General features: G+C 66.6%; 19 protein-coding genes. 14 read left to right on the top strand and 5 right to left on the bottom strand.

The genetic code is table 11. From position 1 onward, the window contains the following. Positions 1-12 precede the first annotated feature (12 nt). A complete protein-coding gene (locus tag V9K91_RS02110) occupies positions 13-2106 on the top strand; it encodes a prolyl oligopeptidase family serine peptidase (protein WP_336442612.1) in 2094 nt (697 codons plus the stop codon). A gap of 135 nt (positions 2107-2241) precedes the next feature. Here V9K91_RS02110 and V9K91_RS02105 read toward each other — a convergent pair whose 3' ends face one another. Further along, the gene (locus V9K91_RS02105; RefSeq protein ID WP_249833141.1) at positions 2242-3429 is read right to left on the bottom strand and encodes a pyridoxal phosphate-dependent aminotransferase; all 1188 of its coding nucleotides are present in this window, start codon (positions 3427-3429) and stop codon (positions 2242-2244) included. Positions 3430-3526: 97 nt separating this feature from the next. On the opposite strand from V9K91_RS02105, the gene V9K91_RS02100 reads away from it, so the two are divergent. From V9K91_RS02100 to hslU, 8 genes are all read left to right on the top strand, one after another. Further along, complete coding sequence (locus V9K91_RS02100; protein ID WP_249833140.1) at positions 3527-5644, top strand: S9 family peptidase; 2118 nt, start codon at positions 3527-3529, stop codon at positions 5642-5644. A 57-nt stretch (positions 5645-5701) separates the two neighbouring features. Next, positions 5702-6118, top strand: coding sequence for a YbaN family protein (locus tag V9K91_RS02095; protein ID WP_095362982.1), 417 nt, complete (start codon positions 5702-5704; stop codon positions 6116-6118). Between the two features lie 127 nt (positions 6119-6245). Next, complete coding sequence (locus V9K91_RS02090; RefSeq protein WP_068854065.1) at positions 6246-6491, top strand: lipoprotein; 246 nt, start codon at positions 6246-6248, stop codon at positions 6489-6491. Beyond that, complete coding sequence (dapF, locus tag V9K91_RS02085) at positions 6484-7335, top strand: diaminopimelate epimerase (RefSeq protein ID WP_249833138.1); 852 nt, start codon at positions 6484-6486, stop codon at positions 7333-7335. The genes V9K91_RS02090 and dapF overlap by 8 nt, the downstream gene beginning before the upstream one ends. After that, complete coding sequence (locus V9K91_RS02080; RefSeq protein ID WP_068854063.1) at positions 7332-8009, top strand: DUF484 family protein; 678 nt, start codon at positions 7332-7334, stop codon at positions 8007-8009. The genes dapF and V9K91_RS02080 overlap by 4 nt, the downstream gene beginning before the upstream one ends. A gap of 22 nt (positions 8010-8031) precedes the next feature. Next, positions 8032-8922, top strand: coding sequence for a tyrosine recombinase XerC (gene xerC / locus V9K91_RS02075; protein WP_093533981.1), 891 nt, complete (start codon positions 8032-8034; stop codon positions 8920-8922). A 91-nt stretch (positions 8923-9013) separates the two neighbouring features. Beyond that, on the top strand, positions 9014-9565 hold the full coding sequence (gene hslV, locus V9K91_RS02070) for an ATP-dependent protease subunit HslV (protein WP_017356659.1): 552 nt from the start codon (positions 9014-9016) through the stop codon (positions 9563-9565). Positions 9566-9758: 193 nt separating this feature from the next. Next, positions 9759-11099, top strand: a complete 1341-nt coding sequence (gene hslU / locus V9K91_RS02065; protein WP_176472600.1) for an ATP-dependent protease ATPase subunit HslU — start codon at positions 9759-9761, stop codon at positions 11097-11099. Between the two features lie 424 nt (positions 11100-11523). Here the strand turns inward: hslU and V9K91_RS02060 are convergent, their stop codons facing one another. After that, on the bottom strand, positions 11524-12192 hold the full coding sequence (locus V9K91_RS02060) for a TetR family transcriptional regulator (RefSeq protein ID WP_068854060.1): 669 nt from the start codon (positions 12190-12192) through the stop codon (positions 11524-11526). A gap of 162 nt (positions 12193-12354) precedes the next feature. Between V9K91_RS02060 and smeD the strand changes: the two genes are divergently transcribed. The 3 genes from smeD to V9K91_RS02045 are packed head-to-tail and all read left to right on the top strand — an operon-like array spanning position 12355 to position 18106. Further along, positions 12355-13530, top strand: a complete 1176-nt coding sequence (gene smeD / locus V9K91_RS02055) for a multidrug efflux RND transporter periplasmic adaptor subunit SmeD (protein WP_249833137.1) — start codon at positions 12355-12357, stop codon at positions 13528-13530. Between the two features lie 12 nt (positions 13531-13542). Continuing rightward, positions 13543-16719, top strand: a complete 3177-nt coding sequence (gene smeE, locus V9K91_RS02050) for a multidrug efflux RND transporter permease subunit SmeE (protein ID WP_336442610.1) — start codon at positions 13543-13545, stop codon at positions 16717-16719. Continuing rightward, the gene (locus V9K91_RS02045; RefSeq protein ID WP_336442609.1) at positions 16712-18106 is read left to right on the top strand and encodes an efflux transporter outer membrane subunit; all 1395 of its coding nucleotides are present in this window, start codon (positions 16712-16714) and stop codon (positions 18104-18106) included. Before smeE ends, V9K91_RS02045 begins: the two co-directional genes overlap by 8 nt. On the opposite strand, the gene V9K91_RS02040 is transcribed toward V9K91_RS02045, so the two are convergent. The 3 genes from V9K91_RS02040 to V9K91_RS02030 all read right to left on the bottom strand — a co-directional run bounded on the left by V9K91_RS02040 (position 18107) and on the right by V9K91_RS02030 (position 19553). Next, positions 18107-18499: a low affinity iron permease family protein gene (locus V9K91_RS02040; protein WP_336442608.1), complete on the bottom strand. Its 393-nt coding sequence runs from the start codon at positions 18497-18499 to the stop codon at positions 18107-18109. It lies immediately after the preceding gene. A 69-nt stretch (positions 18500-18568) separates the two neighbouring features. After that, a complete protein-coding gene (locus V9K91_RS02035) occupies positions 18569-18901 on the bottom strand; it encodes a hypothetical protein (protein ID WP_068854055.1) in 333 nt (110 codons plus the stop codon). Between the two features lie 199 nt (positions 18902-19100). Continuing rightward, positions 19101-19553: a nucleoside deaminase gene (locus tag V9K91_RS02030; RefSeq protein WP_068854054.1), complete on the bottom strand. Its 453-nt coding sequence runs from the start codon at positions 19551-19553 to the stop codon at positions 19101-19103. Between the two features lie 71 nt (positions 19554-19624). On the opposite strand from V9K91_RS02030, the gene ubiE reads away from it, so the two are divergent. After that, on the top strand, positions 19625-20386 hold the full coding sequence (ubiE, locus tag V9K91_RS02025; RefSeq protein ID WP_306987507.1) for a bifunctional demethylmenaquinone methyltransferase/2-methoxy-6-polyprenyl-1,4-benzoquinol methylase UbiE: 762 nt from the start codon (positions 19625-19627) through the stop codon (positions 20384-20386). A 151-nt stretch (positions 20387-20537) separates the two neighbouring features. Beyond that, positions 20538-22469, top strand: coding sequence for a M1 family metallopeptidase (locus tag V9K91_RS02020; protein ID WP_306987508.1), 1932 nt, complete (start codon positions 20538-20540; stop codon positions 22467-22469). Positions 22470-22527 lie beyond the last annotated feature (58 nt).

The raw sequence follows: 22527 nt of genomic DNA, 5'->3' as shown, positions 1-22527 counted from the left end.
CCTGGAGCCGCAATGTCACGACTCGCCTCTGCCTGCCTGATGGCAGGCCTGTTCTCTGCTGGTGCCGCTGGAACCGCGATGGCCGCTGAGACCCCCGCCGATCCCTACGCCTGGCTGGAAGATGTCACCGGCGACACGTCCTTGGACTGGGTCAAGCAGCAGAACGCCAAGTCCGAAGGCCGCCTGGCCCAGACCCCGGCCTTCAAGCAGATGGAAGCCAGCATCCGCGAGGTGCTCGATTCGGATGCCAAGATCCCGGGCGTGCAGAAGATCGGCGAGTACTACTACAACTTCTGGAAGGACAAGCAGCACGAGCGCGGCCTGTGGCGACGCACCACGCTGGATGAGTACCGCAAGCCGGCCCCGAAGTGGGAGACCGTGCTCGACCTGGACGCGCTGAACAAGGCCGAAGGCGAGAACTGGGTATGGCACGGTGCCGAATGCCTGCGCCCGGAGTACACCCGCTGCCTCATCGCGCTGTCGCGCGGTGGCGCCGATGCCGACGTGACCCGCGAATTCGACCTGGCCAACAAGCGCTGGATCAAGGACGGCTTCTTCCGTCCCGAATCCAAGGGCGGGCTGGGCTGGATCGACCGCGACACCGTGTTCGTCTACACCGATTTCGGCAAAGACAGCATGACCACCTCCGGCTACCCGCGGGTGGCCAAGCTGTGGAAGCGCGGCACGCCGCTGTCGGCGGCCAGCGTGGTCTACGAAGGCAAGTCCGATGACATGTACATCGCGGCGATGCACGACGATACGCCCGGCTATGAGCGCAACCTGGTCAGCCGCACCCTGGCCTTCTACAACAACGAGATCTACCTGCGCGCCGACGATGGCACGCTGACCAGGATCGATGCGCCGAACTCGGCCGAGAAGGGTCTGCGGAAGCAGTGGCTGACCCTGGAGCTGCGCGATCCGTGGACGGTGGGTGGCAAGACCTATGCGGCCGGTTCGCTGCTGATCACCAAGCTGGACGACTTCATTGCCGGCAAGCGCGACTTCGAGGTGCTGTTCGCCCCCACCGCGACCACCTCGCTGGCCGGCTCGAGCTGGACGAAGAACCATCTGGTGCTGAACGTGCTTGATGACGTCAAGAGCCGCCTGCAGGTGCTGACGCCGTCGGCCGAGGGTTGGAAGAAGAGCGACTTCACCGGCGCGCCCTCGTTCGGCACCGTAGCGGTAGGCGCGGTGGATGCCGACGAAAGCGATGCGGTGTGGATGACCGTCACCGACTACCTGACCCCGACCACCCTGGCGCTGGCAGAGATCGGAAAGCAGCCGGAAGTGCTCAAGACCATGCCGGCGTTCTTCGATGCCGAAGGCAAGGTGATCGAGCAGCACTTCGCCACCAGCAAGGACGGCACCCGCGTGCCGTACTTCGTGGTGCATGCCAAGGACATGAAGCTGGACGGGTCCAACCCGACCCTGCTGTACGGTTACGGCGGCTTCGAGATCTCGCTTACCCCGTCGTACTCCGGTGGCATGGGCCGCGCCTGGCTGGAAAAGGGCGGCGTGTACGTGGTGGCCAACATCCGTGGCGGTGGCGAGTACGGCCCGCGCTGGCACCAGGCGGCGCTGAAGCAGAACCGGCACAAGGCGTATGAGGACATGGCTGCAGTTGCCCGCGACCTGGTGAGCCGGAAGATCACCTCGCCCCGGCACCTGGGCGTGCAGGGCGGCAGCAACGGTGGCCTGCTCACCGGCAACATGCTCACCCAGTACCCGGAGCTGTTCGGGGCGGTAGTGGTGCAGGTGCCGCTGCTGGACATGAAGCGCTACAGCCACCTGCTGGCCGGCGCCTCGTGGATGGCCGAATACGGCAACCCCGACACCGCCGACTGGGCGTACATTCAAACCTTCTCGCCGTACCACCTGTTCGATCCGAAGAAGACGTATCCTCCGGTGCTGTTCACCACCTCGACCCGTGACGACCGCGTCCACCCGGGCCATGCCCGCAAGATGGCGGCGAAGATGATCGAGACGGGCAAGGACGTCACCTACTACGAGAACATCGAAGGCGGCCACGGCGGCGCGGCGAACAATGCGCAGGCCGCGCACATGTCGGCGCTGGCCTACAGCTTCCTGTGGGAACAGTTGAAATAAGAAGGTGTGCCGACCGACGGTCGGCACCTACCCTCGGTAGCCACCGACCGTTGGTCGGTGCACGCCTCCGGGTGGTGGGGCGTCTGGTTGGCTCCACCCCTTTTGAACGCCGCGCGTGATGCGCGGCGTTTTTTTTCAGCCCTTCCAGGTTTCCAGGCCGCGCGTGATCCTTGCCACGGCTTCCTCCAATCGCGGAATTTCCTGCGTATACGCCAGCCGCACGTGCTGGTTGGCGCGGTAATGCCCGAAATCCAGGCCCGGGGTGAACGCCACGTGCTCGGTTTCCAGGAAGTGCGCGCAGAAGGCCTGCGCGTCATCGGTGAACCCGCTGACGTCGCAATAGAGATAGAACGCGCCTTCCGGTTCGACCTCGATGCGGAAGCCCAAGGCCCGAAGGGCGGGCAGCAGGTAGTCGCGACGTGCCTGGAAGGCGTGGCGGCGCTGCTCGAAGACGGCGATGGTGTCCGGCTCGAAGCAGGCCAGCGCGGCATGCTGGGCGATGCTGGAGGCGCTGATGTACAGGTTCTGGGCCAGCTTCTCCAGGTCCGCCACGGCCTGCGGCGGTGCCACCAGCCAGCCCAGCCGCCAGCCGGTCATGCCGAAGTACTTGGAGAAGCTGTTGAGCACGAACGCCTCGTCGTCGACCTGCAGCACGCTGGGCGCATCCATGCCGTAGGTGAGGCCGTGGTAGATCTCATCCACCACCAGGTGGCCGCCACGCGCCTTCAACGACTGCGACAGCGCAGCCAGCTGCGCCGCCGACAACACCGTACCGGTCGGGTTGGCCGGTGACGCCACCAGCGCACCGACGCTGGCGGCATTCCAATGGGTGTCCACCAGGGATGGGGTCAACTGGTAGGCGGTGTGCGGCCCCACCGGCACCAGTTGCGCCGCGCCTTCCACCAGCCGCAGGAAATGGCGGTTGCACGGGTAGCCCGGGTCGGCCAGCAGCCAATGGCGGTCGGGATCGACCAGCAGGCTGCTGGCCAGCAACAGCGCGCCCGAGCCGCCCGGGGTGACCAGGATCCGCTCCGGGTCCAGGTCCAGGTTGTAGCGGGTGCCGTAGAACCCGGCGATGGCCGCACGCAGGGCCGGCAGCCCGCGCGCGGCGGTGTAGCGGGTATGCCCGGCGGCCAGCGCGCCCTGGCCGGCCTGCACGATGGGCGCGGCCGTGGTGAAGTCCGGCTCGCCGATCTCCAGGTGGATCACATCATGGCCGGCCTGTTCCAACGCCTGCGCGCGGGCCAGCAGGGACATCACGTGGAAGGGTTCGATTTCCTGGCTGCGGCGGCTGTAGCCGGCCGTGGGGATGCGGGTGCTCATGCACCCCATGATAGGCGAGGGCCTGCGCGCTTGCCGTGGGTGCCGCCGCGCCGCCAGACTGGCCACCATTGCATTCACTGGCAAGGAGCCCTATCTCGTGAAATCCCCCATTCCTTTTCTGGTTGCCACCCTGATGACCGCTTCCGTGCATGCCGCCCCCGCGCTGACCCCACCCGACGCCGAGAAGCATCCGCACGCGGTCACCACTCCGTTCGGTGCGACCCGCAATGACGATTACTACTGGCTGCGGGACGACAAGCGCGAAGCGCCGGCCATGCTGGCCTATCTGAATGCGGAGAACGCCTACACCGACCAGGTGATGGCCCCGCTCAAGCCGCTGCAGGACACCCTGTACAAGGAAATCGTCGGCCGCATCAAGCAGGACGATGCCAGCGTGCCGGCGCGCGAGCGCGGCTACTGGTATTACAGCCGCTACGAAACCGGCAAGGACTACCCGATCCAGGCGCGCCGCAAGGGCAGCATGGACGCGCCGGAAGAAATCCTGCTCGACCTCAACGTGATGGCCGAAGGCAAGGGCTATTTCGACGTGGGCGATGCCGACGTCAGCCAGGACAACCACCTGCTGGCCTGGGCCGAGGATGACGTGGGCCGCCGCCAGTATGTGATCCGTTTCAAGGACCTGCGCACCGGTGAGGTGCTGCCGGACCGCATTGAGAATGTCTCCGCCAACGTGGTCTGGGCCGACGACAACCGCACGCTGTTCTACGTGGAAAACGACCCGGAAACCCTGCTCACCGTGCGGGTCAAGAAGCACGTGCTGGGTACTCCGACCCGTAGCGACGTGCTGGTGTACGAGGAAGAAGACGACAGCTTCTACATGGGCGTGGGCCGCACCCGTGACGACCGCTTCATCACCATCGACCTGCACAGCACCGTCAGCTCGGAAAGCCGCTACGCACCCGCCGCCGACCCGCAGCAGTTCACGGTGCTGGCGCCGCGTGCGCGCGATGTGGAATACGACGCCGACCATTTCGGTGGGCGCTGGGTGATCCGCACCAACGATGCCGGTGCGAAGAACTTCAAGATCGTCACCGCGCCCACCGAGGCCACCGCACGCAGCCAGTGGACCGACTGGGTGGCGCACGATGACAACGTCCTGGTGGAGGGCTTCGAACTGTTCGACGGCTTCACCGCAATCGCCGAGCGCTCCAACGCGCTGGAGCGGGTGCGCCTGCTGTTCGCCGATGGGCGCCAGGACTACGTCAAGGCCGACGAGCCGGCGTACTCCATGGGCCTGGCCGCCAATCCCGAAGCGGATACGCCGTGGCTGCGCTATGCCTACACCTCGCTGACCACGCCGACCACCACCTACGAGCTCAACACCACCACCGGCGAGCGCCGCCAGCTCAAGCAGCAGCCGGTGATCGGCTATGACCCGGCGCACTACACCACCGAACGGGTGTGGGTGACCGCGCGTGACGGCGCCAAGGTGCCGGTGTCGCTGGTCTACCGCAACGGTTTCAGGAAGGACGGCACGGGCGCGTTGTATCAGTACGCCTACGGCAGCTACGGCATGTCGATGGACCCGGGTTTCAACCAGACCGTGGTCAGCCTGCTCGATCGCGGCGTGGTGTATGCCATCGCGCACATCCGCGGCGGTGAGGAAATGGGCCGTGCCTGGTACGAGGACGGCAAGCTGTTGAAGAAGCAGAACACCTTCAACGACTTCGTCGATGTCACCCGCGAACTGGTCCGGCAGGGCTATGCCGCCAAGGACCGGGTGGCCGCGTCCGGTGGCAGCGCCGGCGGCCTGCTGATGGGTGCGGTGGCCAACCAGGCCCCGCAGGATTACCGGGTGATGGTGGCACAGGTGCCGTTCGTGGACGTGGTGACCACCATGCTGGATGCCAGCATCCCGCTCACCACCAACGAATACGACGAGTGGGGCAACCCGGAAAACCGCGAGTACTACGACTACATGCTGGGTTACTCCCCGTATGACAACGTGCAGCGCCAGGCCTACCCGTCGCTGTTCGTCGGCACCGGGTTGTGGGATTCGCAGGTGCAGTACTGGGAGCCGGCCAAGTGGGTGGCGCGCCTGCGCGACGACAACACCGGCACCGCGCCGATCGTGTTCCGCACGAACATGGAAGCCGGCCACGGCGGCAAGTCCGGCCGCTTCCAGCGTTACCTGGAGCTGGCCGAGTCGTATGCGTTCGTGCTCGACCAGCTGGGCGTCGATACGGCGCCGTAACGCTGCGTGCCGGCGCCGACCATCGCGGTCGGCGCCGGGCCTCGCTATCCTCACGGCATGACCCTGCCCGAACGCCCCGAGCACCCCGATGCCGCGCCTGCGCGGCCGCCGGTGCGCTTCCGCTGGGCCTGGTGGTTGCTTGCCTATGCCAGCCTGGGCACCGGCATCGTCGGCATCTTCGTGCCCGGCCTGCCGACCACGGTATTCATCCTGATTTCGGCCTGGGCCGCCTCACGCGGTTCCGAGCGCCTGCACACCTGGCTGCTGCAGCACCCACGGTTCGGCCCGGCCATCGGCAACTGGCAGGCCCATGGTGCGGTCAGCCGCAAGGGCAAGTGGATGGCCACCCTGACCATGGCGGTGTGCGCCGGCATCATGCTGTGGTGCGTGCCGATCGCCTGGGTGAAGTGGCTGTCGATCGGCTGCATGACGGTGGTGGCGGCGTGGCTGTGGACCCGGCCGTTGCCGCCCTAGCGCTGCCTGGGCCGGCCAACGGCCGGCGCTACCCGCGGCGGCAGTCACCGGTCCGGGCGCACCGGTCCCATCTGGGCGTTCATTGAATCGGCACACCTGTCCTTTCGCGCGCCGCTATACTCGGGCCATGAGCATCCCCCATCGCAATCGCATCCTGATTCCGTTGGCAGCGCTGGCGCTGCTGTTCCTTTCGGCCTGTGGCAACAAGGGCCCGCTGGTCATGCCGCAGAAGCCGGTGCCGGTCGAAGAGCAGGCCGTCGAGCCGGCCGCCGATGCCGAGGCGGTACCGGAAGACACCAACGCCACCGACGATCCGCCGGTCGTGCCCGATCCGGTCGACCCGCAGCTCAACTCCGACGACGGGAATGAGTAAGGCCGCCTCCACCGCGCTGCGCTTCAGCAAGATGCACGGCGCGGGTAACGACTTCGTCGTGCTCGACCTGCGCGACGGTACCCCGGCACCCACCCCGGCATTGGCGGCCCAGCTGGCCAACCGCCACACCGGCGTCGGTTGCGACCAGATCCTGACCATCGAACCGCCGCGCGCGGAAGGCTCGGTGGCGGCCTACCGCATCTGGAATTCGGACGGCTCGCAGTCCGAACAGTGCGGCAACGGCGCGCGCTGCGTCGCGGCCTGGCTGGTGCGCGATGGTGCGGCGCAGGGCGAACGTTTCAACATCGACAGCCCGCTCGCCACCCACGCCATTGAACGTATCGGCGCCGATCACTACGCGGTGGCCATGGGCGTGCCGCGCTTCGAACCGGACCAGGTGCCGTTGCTGGGCTTTGCCCGTGCGCGCGAGGAATACCTGCTGCCGCTGCAGGGCGATACCGTGCGCTTTGGCGCGGTCTCCATGGGCAACCCGCATGCCGTGATCGAAGTCGGCCTGGTCGACGCCGCACCGGTCGAACGGCTGGGGCCCCTGCTGCAGCAGCACGCGACCTTCCCGCAGTCGGTCAATGTCGGCTTCGTGCAGGTGGTCGATCCGCAGCATGCGCGCCTGCGCGTGTTCGAACGCGGCGTCGGCGAAACGCTGGCCTGCGGCAGTGGCGCGTGCGCCGCCGCCGTGGTGATGATGCAGCGCGGCCGCCTGCAGCGCGACGCCACGGTGTCGCTGCCGGGGGGCGACCTGCGCCTGCGTTGGACGGCCGACGACGCCCAGGTAGTGATGTCCGGACCGGCTGCATTCGTCTTCGAAGGGGAGTGGAACGCATGAGCGACACCATCGAGAAGATCGGCGCACATGAAGTCGCCGCGTGGCTGCGCCGGCACCCGGCGTTCCTGAAGCAGTTCCCGGACCTGGCCTTGACCCTGGTGGTGCCGCGCGACGATGGCCCCACCGCGTCGCTGGCCAGCTACCAGCTGGAAGTGCTGCGCGACAAGAACCGCGAGCTGTCGCGCCGGCTGGCCGACCTGGCGGCCAACGCGCAGGTCAACGAACGCCTGGCCGTGCGCACCCACCAGCTCACGCTGGCACTGATGAAGCAGGACAGCGCCGCCGATACCCTGCGCGCCATGGCCGCTTCGCTGGAGGAAGACTTCGCCGGTGACCTCGTGCGGCTGGTGGTGTTGCATCCGGTGCAGGGCCTGGAGCAGGCACCGTGGCTGCAGGTGATCGAAGAAGGCAGCCCGCTGCTGGCCTCGTTCCGCGATTGCCTGAAGGATGGCGAGCCGATCTGCGGCCGCCTGCAGCCGGAGAAGAACACGGTGCTGTACGGCGGGCGCGTGGATGAAGTGCAGTCCAGCGCATTGCTGCCGTTGCCGGGCGTGGGCCTGATCGCGGTGGGCAGCCATGATGGCAACCGCTTCTACCCGGGCATGGGCACGCTGTTCCTGCGCATGATGGGCGAGGCGCTGGCCGTGGCCCTCAAGCGCTTCGACCCGGCCTGAGACCGCGCCGGCGCCATCCCGCATGAACGCCGTCCAGGATTTCCTCGGGTACCTGCAGGTGGAGCGTCGCGCATCGGCGCACACGCTGGATGCCTACCGCCGTGACCTGGCCGCGCTCGATGCCTGGGCGATCCAGCAGGAGGGCAGCGCGGAAGGGCTCGATGGCGCGCAGCTGCGCCAGTTCATCGCGGCCGAACACCGCCGCGGGCTGGCGCCAAAATCACTGCAGCGCCGGCTGTCGGCCTGCCGCAGTTTCTACGCGTGGCTGCTCAAGCACCACCGCATCGCAGTCAGTCCCGCTGCCGGCCTGAAGGCCCCGAAGGCACCGCGCAAATTGCCGCAGGTGCTCGATGCCGATGAAGCGGTGCGCCTGGTGGAACTGCCCACCGATGCACCGCTCGGTCTGCGCGACCGCGCGCTGCTCGAACTGTTCTATTCCTCCGGCCTGCGTCTGAGCGAACTGTGCGCGCTGATCTGGCGCGACCTGGATTTCGCCACCGGTCTTGTCAACGTGCTCGGCAAGGGCAATCGCCAGCGTCGCGTGCCGTTTGGTTCGCACGCGCGCGAGGCGCTGCTGGGATGGCGTGCGGAGAGCGGCGGCGGCGATGCGCAGCCGGTGTTCCCCGGGCGCAAGGGCGGGCCGATCACCCAGCGCGCCGTGCAGATCCGCATCCGCCAGCTGGCCCAACGCCAGGGCCTGTTCAAGCACGTGCACCCGCACATGCTGCGGCACAGTTTCGCCAGCCATATCCTCGAATCCTCCGGTGACCTGCGCGGTGTGCAGGAGCTGCTGGGCCATGCCGATATCGCCACCACGCAGATCTACACCCACCTGGATTTCCAGCACCTGGCCAAGGTCTACGACGCCGCGCACCCACGGGCAAAGCGGCGCACGGGCGACAACGAAAGCTGAACCGGACCACTGCGTCACCCGGGCGCAGGGCAGGGCGGCTTGAAGGATCGGCCGGTGGCCCCACCTCTGTTCTTGTCACCCCGGAGGCTCCATGGACCCCAGTCAGAACCCCAACGTGTTTCACGCCACCACCATCATTTCGGTGCGCCGCAACGGTCATGTCGCCGTCGCCGGCGATGGCCAGGTCACCCTCGGCCACACCGTCATGAAGGGCAACGCGCGCAAGGTGCGCCGCCTGGGCCGCGAGGGCCAGGTGCTGGCCGGATTCGCCGGTGCCGCCGCCGACGCCTTCACCCTGTTCGAGCTGTTTGAAGCCAAGCTCGAAAAGCACGGCCAGCTGCAGCGTGCCGCCGTGGAGCTGGCCAAGGACTGGCGTACCGAACGCCGCCTGGGCAAGCTCGAAGCCCTGCTCGCCGTGGCCGACAAGGACACCTCGCTGATCATCAGCGGCACCGGTGACGTTATCGAACCGGAAGACGGCATCATCGCGATCGGCTCCGGCGGTTCCTACGCCTTGTCCGCCGCGCGCGCATTGCTGGCGCACACCGAACTGGATGCGCGCACCATCGCCACCGAATCGATCAACATCGCCGGCGACATCTGCATCTACACCAACCGCAACGTGGTGGTCGAGGAGCTTTGACCCTGCGGGTCAAATCGGTAGTGCCGACTGTTAGTCGGCAGCATGGATCAGCAGCCGACTAACAGTCGGCTCTACCGGTCGGCTCTACCTCACCGTTACGTCAGTGTCGCAGGCCCGGACAGCCCTGCCATTTTCCCCAGAATTTTTTGTGAGCGCACCCATGCCGCACAACAACGAATCATCCTCCGCCACCATGACCCCGCGCGAAATCGTGCAGGAGCTGGACCGCCACATCGTCGGCCAGCACGACGCCAAGCGCGCCGTGGCCATCGCCCTGCGCAACCGCTGGCGGCGCATGCAGCTGCCAGCCGAGCTGCGCGATGAAGTGATGCCCAAGAACATCCTGATGATCGGCCCGACCGGCGTCGGCAAGACCGAAATCGCACGCCGCCTGGCCACCTTGGCCAAGGCCCCGTTCGTCAAGGTGGAAGCCACCCGCTTCACCGAAGTCGGCTACGTCGGCAAGGACGTCGAACAGATCATCCGTGACCTGGCCGATACCGCCGTCAAGCTGTACCGCGAAATGGCCAAGGTGCGCGTGCGCAACCAGGCCGAAGAGCGTGCCGAAGACCGCATCCTCGACGCACTGCTGCCGCGTCGTGCAGGCGGCATCGGCTTTGATCCGGAAGCCGCCCGCAACGAACCCTCCGCCCAGGACAACGAAACCCGCATCAAGTTCCGCCGCATGCTGCGCAACGGCGAGCTGGACGAGCGCGAGATCGAACTGGAAGTGGCCGCCAACATCGGCGTGGACATCATGACCCCGCCGGGCATGGAGGAAATGGGCCAGCAGCTGCGCCAGATGTTCTCCAGCCTGGGCGGCGGCAAGGCGCAGAAGCGCACCGTCACCATCAAGGCCGCGCGCCCGCTGCTGGTGGAAGAGGAAGCCGGCAAGCTGGTCAACGAAGACGACATCCGCAGCGCCGCGATCGAAGCCTGCGAACAGCACGGCATCGTCTTCATCGACGAGATCGACAAGGTCGCCAAGCGCGGCGACAACGTCGGCGGCGGCGATGTCTCCCGCGAAGGCGTGCAGCGCGACCTGCTGCCGCTGGTGGAAGGCTCCAACGTGTCCACCAAGTACGGCACGGTCAAGACCGACCACATCCTGTTCATCGCCTCCGGCGCGTTCCACCTGGCCAAGCCGAGCGACCTGATTCCCGAACTGCAGGGCCGCTTCCCTATCCGCGTGGAACTGGGTGCCCTGAGCAAGCAGGATTTCGTCCGCATCCTGACCGAGCCCAAGGCCGCGCTGACCAAGCAGTACGAAGCGCTGCTGGCCACTGAAGGCGTGACCGTGAACTTCACCGAAGACGCCGTGGATCGCCTCGCCGAAATCGCGTTCCAGGTCAACGAGCGCCAGGAAAACATCGGCGCACGTCGCCTGCATACCGTGCTGGAACGCCTGCTCGATTCGCTGAGCTACGAAGCCCCGGACCGCGATGGCGAAACCCTGGCCATCGATGCGGCCTACGTCGACAAGCACCTGGGCGAGCTGGTCAAGGATCCGGACCTGAGCCGGTACATTCTGTAAGCGGCGGGTCAACGAGGCAGAGCCGGGCTTTGCCCGGCTGCTCTTCGCTCGAACGTCATGGCGCCTGATGGGCGGCTTCGGAACCTCTAAACGCCGGAATGTTGGCCGTGATCGTCGCGCAAACGCCTTCGGACGGTTGGGCCGCGCTACGCGCGGTGTCCGGCCAACGGCCGGGGCTACGAGTTGTTACGTAACGTCCGGAGATCTGGATATGCCAGCCGACGCCGATGGTTGATTGATCCCGATCCCAATGGCCCCGTAGAAATTCGTAGCCCCGGCCGTTGGCCGGACACCGCGCGCAGCGCGGCCCGAATGTCCGGAGCCGGTGACGTGACCGGTCGGATTCATGCGTCCGGGTGTAAACCCAGGCCGAAACCACCCACCAGTCACCTTTGTCGCCGGCACACGGGCGACATCGGACCAATCACGCCTCGTCGTCGGTCGGCAGGGCTTCGGGTGGGGCGCCCGGTACGAATACGCCGGGCTTTACGAAGGCGCCGAAAACGGCGTCCAGGGTCTGGGTGCCGTCGCGCTGCAGCTCGAACAGTTCCGGTTCCAGCATCGCGCTGTACAGCACGCCGGTCAGGCTGGTGCTGATGATGCGGGCCACCGTGTCCACGTCCACGCCCTCGCGCAGTTGCCCCAGCTCGCGCGCGCGCTCGAATGCCGCGCTGAAAATCGCCAGCTCCTCACGCGACGCCTCCAGCTGCAGCTGCTGCATGGCCTGGCTTTCCACCGAAAGATCGTTGCGCAGCATGATCTCCATCATGTTGCGCAACCGCTCGTCCGTGGCCAGTTCCCGGAAGGAGACCAACAGCGCCGAACGCAGGTCCAGCACCGGCGTGTTGCGACGTGACGAGGTCGTCCGCCGCAGCCGCTCGATGAACGGCACCCGCTCGCGGTCGATCATCGCCGTCAGCACTTCGGTCTTGTTCTTGAAATGCCAATACACCGCGCCACGGGTATAGCCCGCGCGCTCGCCGATCATCGCCAGGCTGGTGTTGGCGACCCCGAATTCGTGGAAACAGCTCTGGGCCGCATCAAGGATGCCTTCCCGGGTGGCCTGCGCCGCTTCTTTGGTTTTTCTGGCCATGGCGCTATGTGCACGTGCTGGATGAAACCGGCATGAATTGTACCCGTTTACAAACAAACATGCATGTATGTATATTTACGCCCCACTGCTAACCGGTGAGGCGTGCGCGTACCCGCGCGGGCCCGGCCACCCCCTTTTTCCGTTCCCGCTGCGAGCCTCCCCATGTCCCGTACCCCGTACCGTCTTCTCGCGCTGTCCCTCGCGATCGCCCTGACCGTGTCCGCCTGCGGCGGCGGAGGTGAGGAGGGTCCGCAGGGTGGGCCGGGGCAGGTCACCGTGGCCACCCTGAAGGCCGAACAGGTCGGCCTCACCCGCGAGCTGCCCGGTCGCACCAATGCCTTCCTGGTCGCCGAAGTGCGCCCGCAGGTCAGTGGCATCGTCGCCAAGCGGCTGTTCACCGAGGGCGGCCTGGTCAACGCCGGCCAGCCGCTGTACCAGGTCGATGACGCCAGCTACCGCGCCGACGCCAACAGTGCCCGCGCCCAGCTGGCCCGCGCCGAAGCCACCGCCAACGCCGCCCGCCTGAGCGCCAAGCGCATCACCGAGCTGGCCAGGGTCGATGCAGTCAGCAAGCAGGACCTGGAAAACGCCGTGGCCGCCCAGAAACAGGCCGAAGCCGATGTCGGCGCCGCCAAGGCCGCCCTGGACGCCGCCAACGTCACCTTGGGCTTCGCCCGGATCACCGCACCGATCAGTGGCCGCATCGGCAAGTCCAGCGTCACCCAGGGCGCGCTGGTCAGCGCCGGCCAGGCCGACGCATTGGCCACGGTGCAGCAGCTCGACCCGATCTACGTCGACCTGACCCAGTCGGCCAGCGAACTGCTGCAGCTGCGCCGCGAACTGGCCAGTGGCCGCCTGCAGGACAACCAGAGCCTGCCGGTGACCGTGCTGCTCGACGACGGTACCGAGTTCGACCACAAGGGCACCCTGGAATTCTCCGAAGTCAGCGTCGACCCCACCACCGGCAGCTACGCGCTGCGGGTCAAGGTCGCCAACCCCGACCAGGTGCTGATGCCCGGCATGTACGTGCGTGCCGTGGTCGGTAGTGGCGTGCGCGACAACGCGCTGCTGGTGCCCATGCAGGGCATCGCCCGCGACGCCAAGGGCGACACCAGCGCCATGGTGGTCGGCAAGGACAACAAGGTCGAAGTGCGCCCGGTCAAGGTCAGCCGCGCGCTGGGCAGCAAGTGGCTGGTCGAAGACGGCCTGAAGCCCGGCGACAAGGTCATCGTTGAAGGCCTGCAGAAGATCCAGCCGGGCATGCCCGTGCAGGCCACCGAGATGGGCGCCGCGCCGGCCAAGCCGGCAACGCCGGCGGCCGCGGCCGACAAGCAGTAAGCGGAGAATTCCATGGCTCGTTACTTTATTGATCGCCCCATCTTCGCGTGGGTGATTGCGATCATCATCATGCTCGCCGGTGCGCTGGCGGTGCTCAAGCTGCCGGTGTCGATGTACCCGGAAGTGGCACCGCCCGCCGTCGAGATCAGCGCGTCCTACCCGGGCGCATCGGCCAAGGTGGTCGAGGACTCGGTGACCCAGATCATCGAGCAGAACATGAAGGGCATCGATGGCCTGATCTACTTCTCCTCCAACAGCTCGGCCAACGGCCAGGCCACCATCACCCTGACCTTCGAAAGCGGCACCGATCCGGACATCGCCCAGGTCCAGGTGCAGAACAAGCTGCAGCTGGCCATGCCGCTGCTGCCGCAGGAAGTACAGCGCCAGGGCATCAACGTGGCCAAGTCCAGCAGCGGCTTCCTGCAGGTGATCGGCTTCGTCTCCAACGATGGCAGCATGGATGCCAACGACATTTCCGACTACGTCGGCTCCAATGTCGTCGATCCGCTCAGCCGCGTGCCGGGCGTGGGCAACATCCAGGTGTTCGGCGGCAAGTACGCCATGCGCATCTGGCTGGACCCCAACAAGCTGCACACCTACAAGCTGTCGGTGGACGAAGTCACCGCGGCGATCACCGCACAGAACGCCCAGGTGGCCATCGGCCAGCTCGGCGGCGCGCCGTCGGTGAAGGGCCAGCAGCTCAACGCCACCATCAACGCGCAGGACCGCCTGCAGACCCCGGAACAGTTCCGCAACATCCTGGTCCGCGGTGGTGCCGATGGCAGCGAGCTGCGCCTGGGCGATGTGGCCCGGGTCGAGCTGGGCGCCGAAAGCTATGACTTCGTGACCCGCTACAACGGCAAGCCGTCCAGCGGTATCGCGATCACCCTGGCCACCGGCGCCAACGCGCTGGATACCGCCAACGGCGTGCGCGCCGCGCTGGAGGACCTGAAGGAAAACTTCCCGGTCGGGCTGGAATCGGTAGTGCCGTATGACACCACCCCGTTCGTGCAGGTCTCGATCAAGGGCGTCATCAAGACCCTGATCGAAGCCATCGTGCTGGTGTTCGTGGTGATGTACCTGTTCCTGCAGAACTTCCGCGCCACCCTGATCCCCACCATCGCCGTACCGGTAGTGCTGCTGGGCACGTTCGGCATCCTGGCCGCGCTGGGCTTCTCGATCAACATGCTGACCATGTTCGCCATGGTGCTGGCGATCGGCCTGCTGGTGGACGATGCCATCGTGGTGGTGGAGAACGTCGAACGCATCATGTCCGAAGAAGGGTTGTCGCCGTTGGAGGCCACCCGCAAGTCGATGAGCCAGATCACCGGCGCGCTGGTCGGCATCGGCCTGGTGCTGTCGGCGGTGTTCGTCCCGATGGCCTTCATGAGCGGATCCACCGGCGTGATCTACCGGCAGTTCTCGGCCACGATCGTATCCGCGATGGCGCTGTCGGTGCTGGTCGCCATCGTGCTCACCCCGGCGCTGTGCGCCACCATGCTCAAGCCGCTGAAGAAGGGCGAGCACCACGTGGCGCACAAGGGCTGGTCCGGGCGCTTCTTCGGCGGCTTCAACCGCGGCTTCGACCGTTCCAGCGAAACCTACCAGCGCGGGGTCAAGGGCATCCTGGCGCGGCCGTGGCGCTTCATGGCCATCTTCGTGGCACTGGCCGTGGCGATGGGCGTGCTGTTCGCGCGCCTGCCCAGCTCGTTCCTGCCCAATGAAGACCAGGGCATCCTGATGGCGCTGGTGCAGACCCCGGTCGGCGCCACCCAGGAACGTACCCTGGAGGCGATGTACAAGCTGGAAGACCACTTCCTGCAGAACGAGACCGAGGCGGTGGAGTCGGTGTTCTCGGTGCAGGGCTTCAGCTTCGCCGGCATGGGCCAGAACGCGGGCATGGCCTTCATCAAGCTCAAGGACTGGAAGGACCGTGATGCCGACCAGGGCGTGGGCCCGATCACCGGGCGCGCGATGGGCGCGCTGGGCCAGATCAAGGACGCCTTCATCTTCGCCTTCCCGCCGCCGGCCATGCCGGAGCTGGGCATCGGCTCGGGCTACACCTTCTTCCTGAAGGACAACAGCGGCCAGGGCCACGAGGCCCTGCTCAACGCGCGCAACCAGCTGCTCGGCGGCGCCGGGCAGAGCAAGCTGCTGGCCAACGTGCGCCCGAACGGCCAGGAAGACACCCCGCAGCTGCGCATCGACGTGGACGTGGAAAAGGCCAATGCACTGGGCCTGTCGACCAGCGCGATCAACAGCACCCTGGCCGCCGCGTGGGGCAGCAGCTACATCGATGACTTCATCGACCGGGGCCGGGTCAAGCGCGTGTACGTGCAGTCCGATGCGCCGTTCCGCATGAACCCGGACGACTTCAACCTGTGGTCGGTGAAGAACAACGCCGGTGAGATGGTGCCGTTCAGCGCCTTCGCCTCCAAGCGCTGGGACTATGGTTCGCCGCGCCTGGAGCGCTACAACGGCGTGTCGGCGATGGAAATCCAGGGTGAGCCCGCACCGGGCGTGGCCTCGGGCGATGCCATGGCCGAGATCGAGCGCATCGCCAAGGACCTGCCGCCGGGCTTCGAGATCGAATGGACCGCGCTGTCCTACCAGGAACGCCAGGCCGGTTCGCAGACGCCGCTGCTGTACACGCTGTCGCTGCTGATCGTGTTCCTGTGCCTGGCGGCGCTGTATGAAAGCTGGAGCGTGCCGACCTCGGTGCTGCTGGTGGCGCCGCTGGGCATCCTCGGTGCGGTGCTGGCCAACACCCTGCGTGGGATGGAACGCGACATCTACTTCCAGGTGGCGATGCTGACCACGGTGGGCCTGACCAGCAAGAACGCGATCCTCATCGTGGAGTTCGCCAAGGAAAACCTGGAGAAGGGTGCAGGCGTGCTGGAAGCCACCATGCACGCGGTACGCGACCGCCTGCGGCCGATCATCATGACCTCGCTGGCATTCGGCCTGGGCGTGCTGCCGCTGGCCATTGCGTCGGGCGCCGGTTCGGGTGCGCAGCGCGCGATCGGTACGGGCGTGCTGGGCGGCATGATCGTCGGCACCGTGCTGGGGCTGTTCTTCATTCCGCTGTTCTTTGTGGTGGTGCAGAAGCTGTTCAACCGCGGCGCCCGGGGCGGTGGGTCCCGACCGTTGGTCGGGACGAACTCCAACGAAGGTGACACCCATGAATAAGGCTCTCCTTGCCCTGGCCATGACCGCCGCCCTCTCCGGCTGCGCCATGCTCGAGCCACGCAGCACCGAGGTCGCCCCGGCGATCCCGGCGCAGTGGCCGGCCACCACCTCCACCGCTGCGGCGGTGGAGGTGGCCGACATCGGCTGGCGCGACTACTTCGTCGACGAGCGGCTGCAATCGCTCATCGCCCAGTCGCTGGAGAACAATCGCGACCTGCGCGTGGCCGTGCTCAATGTGGACAAGGCGCGTGCGCAGTACCGCATCCAGCGTGCCGACCGGGTTCCCGCGCTCGGCGTGCAGGGGCAGATGACCCGCAGCGGTGGCGATGTGCCGGTCACCGAGCAGTTCAGCGCCAACCTCGGCGTGGTCGAGTTCGAACTGGATTTGTTCGGCCGTGTGCGCAACCTGAGCCAGGCGGCGCTGCAGCAGTACTTCGCCGAGGCGGCCAACCGCCGCAACGCGCAGCTGTCGCTGGTGGCCGAAGTGGCCAATGCGTGGTTGACCCTGGGCGCCGACAGCGAGCAGTTGAAGATCGCCGAGGCCACCCTGGCCACCTATGAGGATTCGCTGCGCCTGAGCGAGGCGCGCCACCAGCTGGGCGGTGCCTCGGCGCTGGAACTGAGCCAGACCCGCACGCTGGTGGAAACCGCGCGCACCGATGTTGCCCGCTACCAAGGCCAGGTCGCGCAGGACCGCAACGCGCTGGCGCTGCTGGCCGGTGGCCCGGTCGACGCGGCGTTGCTGCCCGCCAGCGAAGCCACCGACGTGGCCGCCGTGCGCGCGGTGCCGGCGGGCGTGCCCGGTGAGGTGCTGCTGCGCCGCCCGGACGTGATGGCGGCCGAGCACACGCTGCTGGCGGCCAACGCCAACATCGGCGCCGCACGCGCGGCGTTCTTCCCGTCGATCAGCCTCACCGGCAGCGTTGGCTCCACCTCGTCGGAGCTGTCGGGGTTGTTCGATGCCGGCACCCGCGCGTGGAGCTTCATGCCCACGCTGAACCTGCCGATCTTCCAGGGCGGCAAGCTGCGCGCCGGGCTGGGCGTGGCCAATGCCAACCGCGATATCGCGCTGGCGCAGTACGAGAAGGCGATCCAGTCCGGGTTCCGCGAGGCCGCCGACGCACTGGCGCTCAACGACAGCCTGGATGCGCAGCTGGCGTCACAGCAGGCGCTGGTGGCGGCGGCCGAGCAGGCACGGACGCTGTCGCAGGCGCGCTATGACGCTGGGCTGGACAGCTTCCTGACCCTGCTGGACGCGCGGCGGACGGCATACACCGCGCGGCAGTCGCTGGTGACCACGCAGTTGAACCGGTTGTCCAACCAGGTGGCCTTGTACAAGGTGCTGGGTGGCGGGTGGTATGAACGCGGGGATGTGGCCGCGCGGTGATTACCGATTCCGCACCTTGTCCAGGGCGTTGGTCGCATCGCGCGCCATCTGTTCGTAGGTGCGGCGGATTTCTTCCAGCCGCTCCTCGTCCAGTTCTTCAAGATCCAGCAGTTCGTTGTTGGCCTCCGCGGTCACCCGGATCAGCTCGTCGAGCTTGATCTGGATGGCGGCGGTGTCGGCGTTCTGGCTGTGCTGGATCAGGAACACCATCAGGAACGTGATGATGGTGGTGCCGGTGTTGATCACCAGCTGCCAGGTGTCGTTGAACTTGAATACGGGCCCGGTGAGGGCCCAGATGAGCACGATGCTGACCGCACCGAGGAAGGTCCACGGCGTACCCGCCGCGTAGGACGCCTTCTTGGCGACAAGGTTGAACACGCTGCGAAGTTTCATGGGAACCGGAACGCGGGAACGGGTCCCATCAATGGCAGGCGCCCCGTGTAGGCGCCGTGCAGCCGTGGCTCAGGCGCTCGCGCTCAGGCGGGGACGGGCATTCTGGTCGTGCTGGCTCATCAGGTAGACGTGTTCCCAGACGTCCTCGACGAATTTCCGCGCGTCATCCACGCTGAGTTTGGCCATGATCTGCGCCGCGTACTGGTGCTGGAAGGCTTCTTCGCGCTCTTCGTCGGAGGCCTTGGGGTGGGTGATCAGCGAATCGCAGGCGAACTTGATCCAGGGGATGTAATGCCCGAAGGACGCGGATTTCAGCTCGTCAGCGACATGCTTCTCGCGCCAGTAGTTCACCTCGGCCTCGACATTGATAACGGCGGGAATGGAGCGTGGGACGGAGGACATGGCTGCTTCGATTCGAAAGGAAGGAAGGGAAAGGCAACCTGATAGTGCGTAAAACCCGGTGCATGGCGCGTCATGGCGATGTGCAGCGCGCGTGCGCGCACTGCCCTTCAACTGAAGCATTCATGACTGCGTGGCGCCACACGCAGGCGGTGTGGCGCATCTGGCATGTTTCGCTACGCGGCCGCGCAGGAACCGGCGCTTACTCGCCGATGTCTTCGTTCCACACCTCGGGATGGGCCGAGATGAATCCGCCCAGCAGGTCGATGCATTCCTGGCTCTGCATGTCGATCACCTGCACGCCGTTTTCGCGCAGCCAGTCGATACCGCCCTGGAAGGTGACCGATTCACCCACCACCACCGTGCCGATGTTGAACTGGCGCACCAGCCCGCTGCAGTACCAGCACGGGGCCAGGGTGGTGACCATGATGGTGTCCTGGTAGCGGCGCTGGCGGCCGGCCTTGCGGAACGCGTCGGTTTCACCGTGCACGGATGGGTCGCCCTCCTGGACCCGGCGGTTGTGGCCGCAGCCGAGCAGGCGGCCGTCGTTGTGGTACAGGGCAGCGCCGATGGGGATGCCGCCTTCGGCCAGGCCCTGGCGGGCTTCGGCGATGGCGGTTTCAAGCAGGGCGGCGTAGTCGGGGGTGGTGATCATGGGCGGTCCGTTCAACTGAAGGGGCCATCATAAGGTGCCGCCGGCCGGCCAGCGGTGCGATAATCGGGGCCATGAGCGAATCCCCCTACAAGACTGGCACCACCCATTTCGGCTTCCGCGATGTCGCCGCCAAGGACAAGCAGAAGCTGGTGGGCGAAGTGTTCACCTCGGTCGCGCGCAACTACGACCTGATGAACGACCTGATGAGCCTGGGCATCCACCGGGCGTGGAAGCGCTACTACGTGGCCACCGCGCAGGTGAAGCCGGGTGACAGCGTGCTCGACCTGGCTGGCGGCACCGGCGACATCGCCGCGCTGCTCAAGGAGCGCGTGGGCGACGACGGCCAGGTGGTGGTCGGCGACATCAACGCCGGCATGCTCACCGTGGGCCGCGACCGCCTGACCAACCGCGGCCTGGTGGCCGGCCTGGACTTCGTCCAGTGCAACGCCGAGGCGCTGCCGTTCCCGGATGCCAGCTTCGACCTGGTGACCATCGCCTTCGGGCTGCGCAACGTGACCGACAAGGATGCCGCCCTGCGCGAGATGTACCGCGTGCTCAAGGTGGGCGGCCAGGCGCGGGTGCTGGAGTTCTCCGAAGTCACCGCCGACTGGTTCAAGCCGATCTACGATTTCCACTCGTTCAAGATCCTGCCCAAGCTGGGCCAGCTGTTCGCCCGCGACGGCGACAGCTACCAGTACCTGGCCGAGAGCATCCGCAAGCACCCGCCGCAGGAGCAGCTCAAGAGCATGATGGGCGAGGCCGGTTTCGCGCGCTGCCATTACAAGAACCTGACCGGCGGCATCGTCTCGATCCACTCCGGCTACAAGGTTTGAGACACCGGTCCCGTTCCCGCTGAGCCGAGGCGGCCAGTGGGGCGCGCCTGCTGTGCGAGGGTGACTGAATGGGGAATGGGGCAGGCGGTCACATCCCGGGCGGGCGAAGTCGGGGGTAAACTGGCGGTTTCACCCTGATCGGTCCCGATTCATGCGATCCCCGTTCCTGCTGATTCCCCTGGCCGTCGCGCTTGCCGCCGGCTGCTCCAAAGAGCCCGCCGCCCCGACCGCAGCCCCCGCCGCCCAGCCGAGCGCCGACACTGCCGTGAAAGCCGTCAACCGCAGCCACGATGAAAGTTCCTACGCCGAACCGGACAAGGTCGTCATCAAGGACCTGGGCCTGGACCTGAAGCTGGATTTCGACAGCAGGCAGATCGGCGGCACCGCCACCTACACCCTGGAGTGGAAGGACAAGGCGGCCAAGCAGCTGGTGCTGGACACCCGCGAGCTGACCATCGAGAAGGTTGAAGCCGTCGCCGCCGATGGCAGCGCCGCGCCGCTGCAGTTCGCGCTGGCGCCGGCCGACAAGGTGTTCGGCAGCAAGCTGACCATCGAAGCCCCGGCCCAGCCGGGCAAGGTGCGGGTGACCTACCACACCGCGCCGACCGCCTCGGGCCTGCAGTGGCTGGAGCCGTCGATGACCGAAGGCAAGCAGCTGCCCTTCATGTTCAGCCAGTCCCAGGCCATCCACGCGCGTTCGTGGGTGCCGCTGCAGGACACGCCGAGCGTGCGCTTCACCTACAGCGCGCACGTGGCTTCGCGCCCGGACGTGATGGTGCTGATGAGCGCCGACAACGACCCCAAGGCCGCGCGTGACGGTGATTACACCTTCAAGATGCCGCAGCCGATTCCGTCCTACCTGCTGGCCATCGCCGCCGGCGACCTGGTGTTCGAGCCGATCTCCGGTCGTTCCGGCGTCTGGGCCGAACCGACCATGGTCGGCAAGGCCGCCAAGGAATTCGAAGACACCGAGAAGATGATCGGTGCGGCCGAGAAGCTCTATGGCGAATACCGCTGGGGCCGCTACGACATGCTGGTGCTGCCGCCGTCGTTCCCGTTCGGCGGCATGGAAAACCCGCGCCTGACCTTCGCCACCCCGACCGTGATCGTGGGCGACAAGTCGCTGGTCTCGCTGGTGGCCCATGAACTGGCGCACAGCTGGTCGGGCAACCTGGTGACCAACTCCAGCTGGAAGGACATCTGGCTCAACGAAGGCTTCACCACCTACGTGCAGGGCCGCATCACCGAAGCGCTGTATGGCCAGGAAATGGCCGAGATGGAGCGCGAGATCGACCAGAACGACCTGCTGGCCGAGGTCAAGGACATGAGCCCGGCCGACCAGGCCCTGGCCCTGCCGCCGCTGACCGAGCGCGACCCGGACGAGGCGCTGAGCAACGTCGCCTACGTCAAGGGCTCGTGGTTCCTGCAGTTCCTGGAGCAGCGCTTTGGTCGTGAAGTGTTCGACCCGTTCCTGCGTGGCTGGTTCGATGACCATGCGTTCCAGAGCGCAAACACCGACCAGTTCGTCGAGTACCTGAAGAAGAACCTGCTGTCCAAGAAGCCCGGCGCGGTGACCGACGCCGAGCTGAAGGCATGGCTGGACGAGCCGGGCATTCCGGCGTTCGCCACCAAGGCGCGTTCGCGCAACTTCTCCATCGTCGATACCGCGCGCATTGCATGGCAGGGCAGTGGCACGCTGCCGAGCGCGCAGATCACCAGCGAGTGGGGTACCCAGGAATGGGTGCACTTCATCGACGGCATGGGCAAGACCCTGCCCGTGGACAAGCTGGCCGCGCTGGACAAGGCGTACACCTTCACCGGCACCGCCAATGGCGAGATCGCCATGCGCTGGTACCCGCTGGCGATCCGCAGCGGTTATCTGGAGGCCAATGAAGCGGCCGGTGCCTTCATCGAACGCGTTGGCCGGCGCAAGCTGATCCTGCCGATCTACGCCGAACTGGTGAAGACCCCGGAAGGCCTGGCGTTCGCCAAGGCGGCCTTTGAAAAGGCCAAGCCCAGCTACCACCCGATCACCACGGCATCGGTGCAGGACATGCTGGACAAGGCAAGCGCGGGCAAGTAACCGCCAGCGCTGCGTTGATCAGGAACGGCGGGGGAAACCCCGCCGTTTTTCATTGTTA

The organism is Stenotrophomonas sp. CCNWLW57 (assembly GCF_037203925.1).
Classification (GTDB): domain Bacteria; phylum Pseudomonadota; class Gammaproteobacteria; order Xanthomonadales; family Xanthomonadaceae; genus Stenotrophomonas; species Stenotrophomonas rhizophila_A.
The sequence above is the reverse complement of the archived record's forward strand: the minus strand, read 5'-3'. Positions and strand labels throughout refer to the sequence as shown.

Excerpts from the sequence above, each read along its gene's own strand:
- V9K91_RS02110 (WP_336442612.1), top strand. The coding sequence starts at position 13 with ATGTCACGACTCGCCTCTGCCTGCCTGATGGCAGGCCTGTTCTCTGCT.
- V9K91_RS02105 (WP_249833141.1), bottom strand. The coding sequence starts at position 3,429 with ATGAGCACCCGCATCCCCACGGCCGGCTACAGCCGCCGCAGCCAGGAA.
- V9K91_RS02095 (WP_095362982.1), top strand. The coding sequence starts at position 5,702 with ATGACCCTGCCCGAACGCCCCGAGCACCCCGATGCCGCGCCTGCGCGG.
- V9K91_RS02090 (WP_068854065.1), top strand. The coding sequence starts at position 6,246 with ATGAGCATCCCCCATCGCAATCGCATCCTGATTCCGTTGGCAGCGCTG.
- dapF (WP_249833138.1), top strand. The coding sequence starts at position 6,484 with ATGAGTAAGGCCGCCTCCACCGCGCTGCGCTTCAGCAAGATGCACGGC.
- V9K91_RS02080 (WP_068854063.1), top strand. The coding sequence starts at position 7,332 with ATGAGCGACACCATCGAGAAGATCGGCGCACATGAAGTCGCCGCGTGG.
- xerC (WP_093533981.1), top strand. The coding sequence starts at position 8,032 with ATGAACGCCGTCCAGGATTTCCTCGGGTACCTGCAGGTGGAGCGTCGC.
- hslV (WP_017356659.1), top strand. The coding sequence starts at position 9,014 with ATGGACCCCAGTCAGAACCCCAACGTGTTTCACGCCACCACCATCATT.
- hslU (WP_176472600.1), top strand. The coding sequence starts at position 9,759 with ATGACCCCGCGCGAAATCGTGCAGGAGCTGGACCGCCACATCGTCGGC.
- V9K91_RS02060 (WP_068854060.1), bottom strand. The coding sequence starts at position 12,192 with ATGGCCAGAAAAACCAAAGAAGCGGCGCAGGCCACCCGGGAAGGCATC.
- smeD (WP_249833137.1), top strand. The coding sequence starts at position 12,355 with ATGTCCCGTACCCCGTACCGTCTTCTCGCGCTGTCCCTCGCGATCGCC.
- smeE (WP_336442610.1), top strand. The coding sequence starts at position 13,543 with ATGGCTCGTTACTTTATTGATCGCCCCATCTTCGCGTGGGTGATTGCG.
- V9K91_RS02045 (WP_336442609.1), top strand. The coding sequence starts at position 16,712 with ATGAATAAGGCTCTCCTTGCCCTGGCCATGACCGCCGCCCTCTCCGGC.
- V9K91_RS02040 (WP_336442608.1), bottom strand. The coding sequence starts at position 18,499 with ATGAAACTTCGCAGCGTGTTCAACCTTGTCGCCAAGAAGGCGTCCTAC.
- V9K91_RS02035 (WP_068854055.1), bottom strand. The coding sequence starts at position 18,901 with ATGTCCTCCGTCCCACGCTCCATTCCCGCCGTTATCAATGTCGAGGCC.
- V9K91_RS02030 (WP_068854054.1), bottom strand. The coding sequence starts at position 19,553 with ATGATCACCACCCCCGACTACGCCGCCCTGCTTGAAACCGCCATCGCC.
- ubiE (WP_306987507.1), top strand. The coding sequence starts at position 19,625 with ATGAGCGAATCCCCCTACAAGACTGGCACCACCCATTTCGGCTTCCGC.
- V9K91_RS02020 (WP_306987508.1), top strand. The coding sequence starts at position 20,538 with ATGCGATCCCCGTTCCTGCTGATTCCCCTGGCCGTCGCGCTTGCCGCC.